The sequence below is a fragment of the Nonomuraea sp. NPDC004580 genome (assembly GCF_040609855.1).
Classification (GTDB): Bacteria; Actinomycetota; Actinomycetes; order Streptosporangiales; family Streptosporangiaceae; genus Nonomuraea; species Nonomuraea salmonea.
In genome coordinates this window covers 1-9,313 of sequence record NZ_JBEXLH010000115.1, presented here as the reverse complement: position 1 = coordinate 9,313, position 9,313 = coordinate 1, and the positions used below count along the sequence as shown (strand labels likewise).

Below are 9,313 nucleotides of genomic sequence, written 5' to 3'. Positions count from 1 at the left end.
GGCATGCGCGACGGCATCCGGAGCACTCCTGGTGAACATCTCGTGCAGCAAGAGTTGGGCGCCCGCCGTGGCCACGAGAACGATTTCACTGGCCAGGGCGGTGTGGCGGGACCGGCGGGTCTCGGCGGTCTACAAGGACGTGCTGCGGGTGCTTGAGCCGTACGGGCTGGTGCTCAAGGGCGGAGCCTGGTACCTGGCCGCGCGGCACAGGGGGCGGTTCCTGATCTTCCGGGTGCACCGGTTCGGCGAGGTGTCGGTGCTGCCGGAGACGTTCGACCGGGACCAGGACTTCGATCTCGCGGCCTTCTGGGCGGGGCAGGCGGAGCTGTTCGCCAGGTCGCTGCTGCGGGAGGAGATCACGTTGCGGCTGACCGGACGCGGCGTGCGCATGCTGCGGCACGTGGCCGACCCCGCGGCGGTCGAGGACGCGATGGCCTCGCTGCGGGAGGACGGGACCGTGCGGCTGGCGGTGGAGTCGCTGCCGGTGGCGTTCTCGCAGGTGCTGCGGTTCGGGCCGGAGGCGGAGGTGCTGGGGCCGCCCGAGTTGCGGGCGATGGTCGCCGACGCCGCCGCGCGCATGGCCCGCCTGTACGACCCTGACCGTCCGTCCTGACAGAGCCTCACTGCCCGGTGAAACGGGTGACCGCTCGTCGCGGGCAACCGACCACTCGCCGAGCAATGGCGGCACTCCCCACCGGGGCGGAGCTATGGTGCTGAACGTCGCGCCCGCATGGTCATCTCATATGCCGAGATAGCAATTCGGCATTTAGGCCAAACCGTAACATGCCGTTCATTGGGATTAATCCCCATGAAAAGCTAATCTCCCTCCGTTGACGCAAAGTCAGGAGCATGGTCACCGCCAGCGCCTGATCTACCCATCGGAGGGCCGGATGACTACCGGGGATCCCGGGCAGCCACGCACCGACCGCAGCCCCTGGAACTGGCTGCTGCTCGTGCCCATCGTGCTGCCGTTGCTGACATTCCTGTACAACTTCGACGAGCCGCGCCTGTTCGGCTTCCCGTTGTTCTACTGGCTGCAGATCGCCTTCATCATCGTCGGCGTGGGCACCACCACTCTCGTCTACAGGATGACGAAGTGAGCGCTCACACGACCGAGCTGGTCGTCTTCATCCTGCTGTTCCTCATCGTCAGCGGCATGGGCTTCGTCGCCGCCCGCTGGCGCCGCCCCACCGACCTCGCCAGCCTCAACGAGTGGGGGCTCGGCGGGCGCAGCTTCGGCTCCTGGATCACCTGGTTCCTCGTCGGCGGCGACCTCTACACCGCCTACACCTTCGTCGCGGTGCCCGCGCTGGTGTTCAGCTCGGGCGCGCTGGGGTTCTACGCGCTGCCGTACACCGTGGTCGTGTACCCGCTGGTGTTCCTGGTGCTGGCCCGCATGTGGTCGGTCTCGCACGTGCACGGGTTCGTCACGCCCGCCGACTTCGTCAGAGCCCGCTTCGGCTCGCCCACGCTGGCGCTCGCCATCGCGATCACCGGGCTCATCGCCACGATGCCGTACATCGCGCTGCAGCTCGTCGGCATCGAGGCCGTGCTGAAGACGATGGGCGTCACCGGGCACCTGCCGATCATCATCGCCTTCGCGATCCTGGCCGCCTACACCTACCAGTCCGGCCTGCGGGCGCCCGCGCTGATCGCGTTCGTCAAGGACTCGCTCATCTACATCGTGATCCTGGCCGCGGTCATCTACATCCCGGCCAGGCTGGGCGGCTGGGACTCGATCTTCGACGCGGCCAAGGCCAAGTTCGACGCCACGCCGAATCCTGGCGACGGTTTCATCCTCAACGCCAACAACCAGCTCCAGTACGTGACGCTGGCCTTCGGCTCGGCGCTGGCGCTGTTCCTCTACCCGCACAGCCTCACCGGCGTGCTCGCCTCCAAGAACCGCAACGTCATCAAGCGGAACATGTCGGCGCTGCCCGCCTACAGCTTCGTGCTGGGCCTGATCGCGCTGCTCGGCTTCATGGCCATCGCGGCCGGCACCAAGCCGGTCGTCACCGACGGCAAGGCCGACGCCAACACGATCGTGCCGCAGCTGTTCAACGACATGTTCCCCGACTGGTTCGCGGGCGTCGCGTACGCCGCCGTCGGCATCGGCGCGCTCGTGCCGGCCGCCATCATGTCGATCGCGGCGGCCAACCTGTTCACCCGCAACATCTACCGCGAGTACATCAACAAGACCGCCACCGACGCCCAGGAGGCCAACGTCTCCAAGATCGTGTCGCTGCTGGTCAAGGTGGGCGCGGTGCTGTGCATCCTGCTGCTCGACCCGCAGTTCTCGATCGACCTGCAGCTCATCGGCGGCGTGATCATCCTGCAGACGCTGCCGTCGGTGGCGCTCGGCCTCTACACCCGCTGGTTCCACAAGGGCGGGCTCATCGCCGGCTGGGCGCTCGGCCTCGGGGCCGGCATGTGGATGCTGTACCTCATCCCCAACCCCGCCAACGGCAAGCTGCACTTCGGCAGCTCGGCGTTCCCGCTGGCGAACTTCGGCTTCGACACCAAGATGACGATCTACGCCGGGTTCCTGGCCCTGATCGTCAACCTGGTGGTGGCGGTGCTCGGCACGGTCATCCTGAAGGCGGCCAAGGTCGCCGACGGCGGCGACGCCACCAAGCAGGACGACTACTTCGCCGACGAGGGCGACCCGAAGGTCAAGGACCTGGACCTCACCGGCTCCCACTGATCCCAGGGGTTCTCGCGGCCCGCCTCCCGTATGGGGGGCGGGCCGCTGCTCATTGCGTCTGGAGGTAGGCGGGGTCGGCGACCTCCAGCTTCGCGCGTACGGACTCCTCGAGGACGGCCACCCGGGTGTGGAACCGAACCAGGCCCTCCACGGCCGGGCCGGCACGGCGCTCGCCGCCCTAGCCTGTTGCGCGAGCCCCGACGTAGCGGAAATCTCTCCTTTTATCTGGGTCCGATCATGCCGGGGTTAGTCTGCGGCCATGCAGACACAGTCCCCCCTTGCTCCGCCCCACCTGCTCACCCCCCGCCTGATCCGGGCCGAGATCTTCGTCGTGTTGTCGGTGTCGCTAGGGGCGAGTGCGCTGGTGGCGTTCGTCCGGCTGATCGGGGCGCTGACCGCTCCCCGAGAGCTGAAGGGGCAGCAGGCCGTGCTGGTCGGGTCGATGGCGCCCGGGCGGCCGTGGCTGGACCTGACGCTGCAGCTGGTGCAGATCGCGGTGGCGGTAGCGCCGGTGGGGCTGGTGGCGTACCTGATGGTGCGCTCGAACGAGTCGCTGCGGACGATCGGCGCCGACTTCCGCCGGCCTGGCGGTGACCTGCTGCGCGGCGCGGCGCTCGCGGCGGCGATCGGCGGGTCGGGGCTGGCGTTCTACCTCGCGGTCTGGGCGGCGGGGGTGAACCTGACCGTCGTGCCGGGAGCGCTGCCGGAGGTGTGGTGGCAGGTGCCGGTGCTGCTGCTGGCCGCCGCGCAGAACGGGGTGCTTGAGGAGGTCGTGGTCGCCGGCTACCTGCTGCACCGGCTGGGGCAGGCCGGGTGGACGCCGTGGAAGGCGGTCGTGGCGTCGTCGCTGCTGCGCGGGTCGTACCACCTGTATCAGGGTTTCGGGGGGTTCGTCGGGAACGTGGTGATGGGGCTGGTGTTCGGGCGGCTCTACCAGCGGTGGGGACGCGCGATGCCGCTGATCGTGGCTCACACGCTGATCGACGCGGTCGCCTTCGTCGGGTACGCGTTCCTGCGCGGCAAGGTGAGCTGGCTGCCCTGAGGCCGTTGACCGAAGATCCGCACGACGAGCACAGTCTGCTGGAGGGGAACCAGCGGTCCACCGCCACCGGCGTGATGGCGCGGTCGGCGGCGTCGAGCAGCGCCCTGCGCCGATCAAGATGCCGCCTGCTCACCCGCCCAGGACAGATCGCCTGCGGGCCGGGAGCAGCGCGGAGAGCACGAGGAAGGCGCCGGTGAGCGCGTACAGGCCGGTCATCCCGGCAAGCGTGCCGGGCGGCTCGCCGGGCGCCGCCCACGGGACCGGGCCGGTCGTCCACGGCAGGCCGCCGGCCCGCACCCACGGCAGCGTGGCGGCCACGCCGACGGCGGCGTCGAGGTCGAGGGCGAACAGCGCGCCGGCCGCCGTCAGCGGCACGCCACAGGCCAGGGCGGCGACCGGCCACACCGTCAGGACCCTGATGAGGACGGCGACGCCCGCCACGTACGCGAGCGCGGCCGGAGCGGGGGCGAAGGCCACGGTGCCGCCGCGCAGCGCCCTGGCGGCGGCGTCGGTGAGGTAGTAGACGGGGATCGCGGCGGCCAGCCCTGCGACGGCAGCCAGTGCGTGCCCGCCTCGCCTCACGTGCCACCCCTCCCCCGTCACGGTCGTGGAAACCTTAGCCGCCGAACGCCCCCGCGCGCTGCCCACCTGCGAAAACAGGCCCGCCTCCGCGCCGCCCGTCAGTCCTGGAGGAAGTGACGCATCTGCCCGGCGGAGCGAGCGGTCACCGGGCCAGGCGCAGCAGCAGGTCCTTGACCTCGGTGGCCGCGTACCGGTCCCTCGCCGGTGCCGGGTCCGAGCAGAGCAGGACGGGCGCGTCGGCGGGGTCGGCGGGCAGCAGCCCGTGCGAGCCCCGTACGGCGCGCGCGCCCGCGTCCAGCCCCACGACGCTCATGAGGTAGCGCATCCCCAGCTTCTTGCGCAGCAGCGCGAGGCCCGCCCGCCGCTTGGCGGCGCCCGGCGCGGCCGGGTCGAAGAACAGCTCGGCCGGGTCGTAGCCGGGCTTGCGGTGGATCTCGACCAGGCGGGCGAAGTCGGGGGCGCGGGCGTCGTCCAGCCAGTAGTAGTAGGTGAACCAGGCGTCGGGCTCGGCGAGCAGGACCAGCTCGCCCGAGCGGGGGTGGTCGAGGTGGTGGGCGGCCTTGCCGTCCTGGTCGAGCACGGCTCCGACGCCGGGCAGCGCGGCGCAGAGCTTGGCCACGGCGGGCACGTCGGCGGGGTCGCGGACGTAGACGTGCGCCACCTGGTGGTCGGCCACGGCGAACGCCCTGGACGTCCACGGGTCGAGGTACTCCATGCCGTCCTGGGTGTGCACGCGCAGCAGCCCTTCGGCCCGCAGCAGCCGGTTGACGTCCACGGGGCGGGCGACGTCGGTGATGCCGTACTCCGACAGCACCACCACGGTCCTGTCGCCGGCCGCGTCCAGCAGCGGCCCCAGCTCGGCGTCCAGCTCGGCGGCGGCCGCGGCGGCCCGCGGGTGACCTGGACCGAAACGCTGCAGGTCGTAGTCGAGGTGCGGCAGGTAGGCGAGGGTGAGGTCGGGGTTGTGGGCGGTCATGACGTGCCGGGTGGCGCGGGCGATCCAGCGGGACGAGACGATGCCGGCGCCCGGACCCCAGTAGGTGAACAGCGGGAACGTCCCCAGCGCCGCCGTCAGCTCGTCGTGCAGGCCGGGCGGGTCGGTGTAGCAGTCGGGGTCCTTGCGGCCGTCGGCGCGGTAGATCGGCCTGGGGGTGACGGTCCAGTCGACGTCGGCGCCCATGGCGTACCACCAGCAGACGTTGGCGACGGTGTAGCCGGGGCGCTCGCGGCGCGCGGCCTGCCACAGCTTCTCCCCCTCGACCAGGGCGTTGTGCTGGCGCCACAGCAGCACCTCGCCGAGGTCGCGGAAGTACCAGCCGTTGCCGACGATCCCGTGCCCCGACGGCGGCAGGCCGGTGAGGAACGTGGACTGCACGCTGCACGTCACGGCCGGCAGCACGGTGCCGAGCCCTGCCTGGAACCCGCGCTCGCCGACGGCGCGCAGGCGCGGCATGTGGGCCAGCAGCCGGGGGGTCAGCCCCACCACGTCCAGGACCAGTAGCGAAGTCATGCCGTCACTCCTGCCTCGAGCATTCGAGTACGGGCGAAGTCCAGCTCCCCCGCGATGCCCGCGGCCAGCTCGGCGGGGTTGCCAGGGCGGAGCGCGGCGGGCAGCACGTTCCAGGTGTAGGTCTCGACGTCGAAGTGGTCGCACAGAGGCTCGCGCCCGCCCACCAGTTCGGCGAGCGCGTCGCGCAGCACGGCCGCCGTGGTGGCCAGCGGCGCGGCGGGGGCGGCGTGCAGCGGCACGTGGTAGTGGACCCGCCACGTGCCGGCCAGCCCGCGGGCGAGCGCCTCGTCCAGGTCGTCGGCCTGCTCGCCCGCCCTGGTGCGGGTCTGGTGGAGGAAGCGCGGCTCGGCGTACTCGCGCAGCACCTGCGGCTCCGCCGTCTCCAAGGCGGCCGACAGCTGCACCTTGACGATCGGCAGCCCGGCCGCGGCCAGCGCCTTGAGCGCGGCGGCGGGCTGCTCCCATGCGCAGGCGAGGTGCGCGAGGTCGAGGCAGACGCCGAGCCGGTCGGTGTCGGCGCGCGACAGGTGCGCGACGGCCTGCTCGGTGGTCTCCACGACGCAGCCCGGCTCGGGCTCGAACCCGACCCGGATCGTCCGCCCGGTCGCCGCCTCCACCTCCGCCAGCCCGGCGGCCAGCTCGTCGAGGTGACGGGCGGCGGCGCCGGCCATGGCGGCGTCCCAGGGGTCGCGCCAGCCGAGCGGCAACGTGGAGATCGAGCCGCGCGCCGCGTCGCCGGGCAGCAGCCCGGCCAGGACGCGCGCCAGGTCCAGCGTGTACGCCAGCCGCTCCCGCGTGGTCCAGTCCGGCCGGTAGACGGCGTGCTTGACGACGGGGTCCTGGAAGGCCGCGTACGGGAAGCCGTTGAGCGTCACCACCTCCAGGCCCCGCGCGTCCAGCTCCCCGCGCAGCCGCCGGAGCGCGGCCGGGTCGGCGGCCAGCTCGGCGGCGGCGGGGGCGGCCAGCCAGAGGCCGAGCCCGAGCACGCCGGTGCCGAGGCGGTCGCGGATGGGGACCGCGTACGCGTCGAGCTGGGCCACGATGCCGGCGACGTCCTCGGCGGGGTGCACGTTGGTGCAGTAGCCGAGGTGCAGCGGCGTGCCCGACGGATGCCGCAGCCGCATCACTCGCCGCCGCGCTTGATCGAGCTGCCGGCGAAGGTCGGCTCGGCCGCGCCGGTGACCGCCGTCAGGTCGAGCCGCCCCGACTGGCTGTAGAACGCGATCGGGTTGCGCCAGAACACCTGCTCGACGTCGTCCGCACTGAACCCGTCGGCCAGCATCGCCTCGGCCGTCGCCAGCGTCAGCAGCGGGTCGGAGACGCCCCAGTCGGCGGCCGAGTTGACCAGAACGCGTTCCAGGCCGTACTTGCGCAGGATCGCCACCATGCGCGGCGGCGACATCTTCGTCTCCGGGTAGATCGAGAACCCGGCCCAGCAGCCTGAGCCGTGCACCAGCTCGACCGTCACCTCGTTGAGGTGATCGACCGCGACCCGCTCGGGCGCGATGCCGGAGGCCGCCACCACCTCCAGCGTGCGCCTGGTGCCGCGGGCCTTGTCGCGGTGCGGGGTGTGCACGAGCGCGGGCAGGTCGTGCTCGACGGCGAGGGCGAGCTGGCGTTCGAACGCGTCGTCCTCCTCCGGGGTCATCGAGTCGTAGCCGATCTCGCCGACCGCGACCACCCGGTCCTTGTCGAGGTAGCGGGGCAGCAGGTCGAGGACGGGACGGCAGCGCGGGTCGTTCGCCTCCTTGGGGTTGAGCGCGATCGTGGCATGGTGCACCACGCCGAACTGCGCCGCCCGGTACGGCTCCCAGCCCAGCAGCGAGTCGAAGTAGTCGGTGAACGAGCCGGGGTTCGTGCGCGGCTGGCCGAGCCAGAAGGCCGGCTCGACCACGGCCAGCACCCCGGCGGCGGCCATCCTGGCGTAGTCGTCGGTGGTGCGCGAGGTCATGTGGATGTGGGGGTCGAAGATGCGCATCAGGTCTCCTCGCTGGTGAGCCGGTGCAGCAGGGCCGCGGCGTCGGCGGGCATGGGGCGGCCGGCCGCGGCCCGTTCCTCGGCGAACGCGGCCAGCATCGCCGCCAGCTCGGCGTCCGCGCGCCGGTCGAGGTCGTGCACGGCGTCGAGCGGCACGCCCATGAACACGCACTTCAGCACCGCCTGCCGCCAGGATCGCTGGTCGAGGTGGCGGGCGTACGGGCCGAGCGCGGCGGCCAGCAGGCGGGCGTCGTTCGTGCGGATGGCGTCCTGCAGCAGCGGGACCGCGTCCGTGCCGGCGTCCAGCAGCGGCAGGGCCTTGAGCACCGCGCGTTTCTCGTCGGCGTCGCCGTGCTCGTAGGAGGCGGTGACCTGGCCGGGCGGCAGCGCGGCGAGCAGCAGCGCCCTGGCGGCCTCGTCGGCCGTCCAGCCGGGGGCGTCGGCCAGCTCCGCGCGTCCCGCCCTGCGCCCCGCGGCGGCGAACGACCGCACGGCGCTGTCCGGGCGGTCCGCGGCGGCGGCCAGCGCCTCCTCCAGCCAGGGCCATGCGGGGGTGGCGGCGAGCGCCTTGCGCAGCCGGTCGATGGTCATCACGTGCGCCCTCCCTCGGGGCCGAAGCTGCGGGACTCGTGGCGGGACTCGTGGCGGGACTCCTCTTCCGCGCGGCGCAGGAAGGCGAGGGAACGGGCCGCCACGCCGGGGGCGGCGTGCGAGTGCCTGGGCAGCTCGACGGCGACCAGGCCCCGGTAGCCGGAGGCGGCCAGCGCGCGCAGCACCGGCGGGAAGTCGATCTCCCCCTCGCCGAACTCCAGGTGCTCGTGCGTCCCTCGCCGCATGTCGTCGATCTGGACGTTCACCACGTGGCCCGCCACGGACGTCACGCAATCGGGCACCGGGTCGGGCTCGTTGCAGCGGCAGTGCCCGATGTCGAGGGTGAGGCCGAACCGCTCGGGCGCGCCCAGGGCCTCGCGCAACCCGCGCCAGCCGGCGATCGTGTCGACCAGCATGCCGGGCTCCGGCTCGAACCCCAGCCTCATGGTCTGCGTGCCGTCCAGGACCTGCGCGCAGCCGTCCACCAGGCGGTCCCATGCGAGGGCGGGCGGGACGTGCGCCGGGCGCACCCCCGACCAGAACGACACCGCCTCCGCCCCCAGGTCGTCCCCCACCGCCACGGCGCGGCGCAGGAAGTCGATCCGCTTGTCCCGGTCGTCGTCGAGGAGGGTGGGCGCGTGCTTGCGGCGCGGGTCGAGCAGGTAGCGGGCGCCGGTCTCGATCACGACGGCCAGGTTCAGCGTACGGAGGCGGTCGGCGACCTTGGCCACCCGGTGCGCGAGGCCGTCGGCGTAGGGGTCGAGGTGGTGGTGGTCGAGGGTGAGGGCGACGCCTTCGTAACCCAGCTCGGCGCATGTCCACCACGAACATGGTCAGGCCCTTGTGCTTGGGCCGGTCGACGTCGGTGCGGGCGAGCAGCAGGCCCCAGTCGGCGTGGTGGGCGACG

General features: G+C 72.4%; 10 protein-coding genes. 4 read left to right on the top strand and 6 right to left on the bottom strand.

Translation table 11 applies throughout. The features are described from left to right. The 4 genes from ABZW11_RS45690 to ABZW11_RS45675 form a co-directional block, all read left to right on the top strand. Positions 1-613 (top strand): WYL domain-containing protein (locus tag ABZW11_RS45690; RefSeq protein WP_355432666.1); only part of this gene is annotated, 613 nt, incomplete at its 5' end. A 277-nt stretch (positions 614-890) separates the two neighbouring features. Next, the gene (locus ABZW11_RS45685) at positions 891-1,100 is read left to right on the top strand and encodes a DUF3311 domain-containing protein (protein WP_355432664.1); all 210 of its coding nucleotides are present in this window, start codon (positions 891-893) and stop codon (positions 1,098-1,100) included. Beyond that, complete coding sequence (mctP, locus tag ABZW11_RS45680; RefSeq protein ID WP_355432661.1) at positions 1,097-2,704, top strand: monocarboxylate uptake permease MctP; 1,608 nt, start codon at positions 1,097-1,099, stop codon at positions 2,702-2,704. Before ABZW11_RS45685 ends, mctP begins: the two co-directional genes overlap by 4 nt. A 259-nt stretch (positions 2,705-2,963) precedes the next feature. Continuing rightward, positions 2,964-3,746, top strand: coding sequence for a CPBP family intramembrane glutamic endopeptidase (locus tag ABZW11_RS45675; protein ID WP_355432658.1), 783 nt, complete (start codon positions 2,964-2,966; stop codon positions 3,744-3,746). Between the two features lie 129 nt (positions 3,747-3,875). On the opposite strand, the gene ABZW11_RS45670 is transcribed toward ABZW11_RS45675, so the two are convergent. The 6 genes from ABZW11_RS45670 to ABZW11_RS45645 form a co-directional block, all read right to left on the bottom strand. Continuing rightward, positions 3,876-4,328 (bottom strand): hypothetical protein, encoded by a 453-nt coding sequence (locus tag ABZW11_RS45670; protein WP_355432655.1) that lies wholly within the window; start codon positions 4,326-4,328, stop codon positions 3,876-3,878. Positions 4,329-4,470: 142 nt separating this feature from the next. Continuing rightward, positions 4,471-5,838 (bottom strand): nucleotide pyrophosphatase/phosphodiesterase family protein, encoded by a 1,368-nt coding sequence (locus ABZW11_RS45665; RefSeq protein ID WP_355432652.1) that lies wholly within the window; start codon positions 5,836-5,838, stop codon positions 4,471-4,473. Beyond that, positions 5,835-6,962, bottom strand: coding sequence for a metabolite traffic protein EboE (gene eboE / locus ABZW11_RS45660; protein ID WP_355432649.1), 1,128 nt, complete (start codon positions 6,960-6,962; stop codon positions 5,835-5,837). Before eboE ends, ABZW11_RS45665 begins: the two co-directional genes overlap by 4 nt. Further along, complete coding sequence (locus tag ABZW11_RS45655) at positions 6,962-7,816, bottom strand: TatD family hydrolase (RefSeq protein WP_355432646.1); 855 nt, start codon at positions 7,814-7,816, stop codon at positions 6,962-6,964. Before ABZW11_RS45655 ends, eboE begins: the two co-directional genes overlap by 1 nt. Next, on the bottom strand, positions 7,816-8,406 hold the full coding sequence (locus ABZW11_RS45650; RefSeq protein ID WP_355432672.1) for an EboA domain-containing protein: 591 nt from the start codon (positions 8,404-8,406) through the stop codon (positions 7,816-7,818). Before ABZW11_RS45650 ends, ABZW11_RS45655 begins: the two co-directional genes overlap by 1 nt. Continuing rightward, positions 8,406-9,212, bottom strand: a complete 807-nt coding sequence (locus ABZW11_RS45645) for a sugar phosphate isomerase/epimerase family protein (RefSeq protein ID WP_355432669.1) — start codon at positions 9,210-9,212, stop codon at positions 8,406-8,408. The genes ABZW11_RS45650 and ABZW11_RS45645 overlap by 1 nt, the downstream gene beginning before the upstream one ends. Positions 9,213-9,313 lie beyond the last annotated feature (101 nt).

Bases quoted from the DNA above. Each gene is read 5' to 3' on its own strand.
- ABZW11_RS45685 (WP_355432664.1), top strand. From the start codon at position 891: ATGACTACCGGGGATCCCGGGCAGCCACGCACCGACCGCAGCCCCTGG.
- ABZW11_RS45675 (WP_355432658.1), top strand. From the start codon at position 2,964: ATGCAGACACAGTCCCCCCTTGCTCCGCCCCACCTGCTCACCCCCCGC.
- ABZW11_RS45665 (WP_355432652.1), bottom strand. From the start codon at position 5,838: ATGACTTCGCTACTGGTCCTGGACGTGGTGGGGCTGACCCCCCGGCTG.
- eboE (WP_355432649.1), bottom strand. From the start codon at position 6,962: ATGCGGCTGCGGCATCCGTCGGGCACGCCGCTGCACCTCGGCTACTGC.
- ABZW11_RS45655 (WP_355432646.1), bottom strand. From the start codon at position 7,816: ATGCGCATCTTCGACCCCCACATCCACATGACCTCGCGCACCACCGAC.
- ABZW11_RS45650 (WP_355432672.1), bottom strand. From the start codon at position 8,406: ATGACCATCGACCGGCTGCGCAAGGCGCTCGCCGCCACCCCCGCATGG.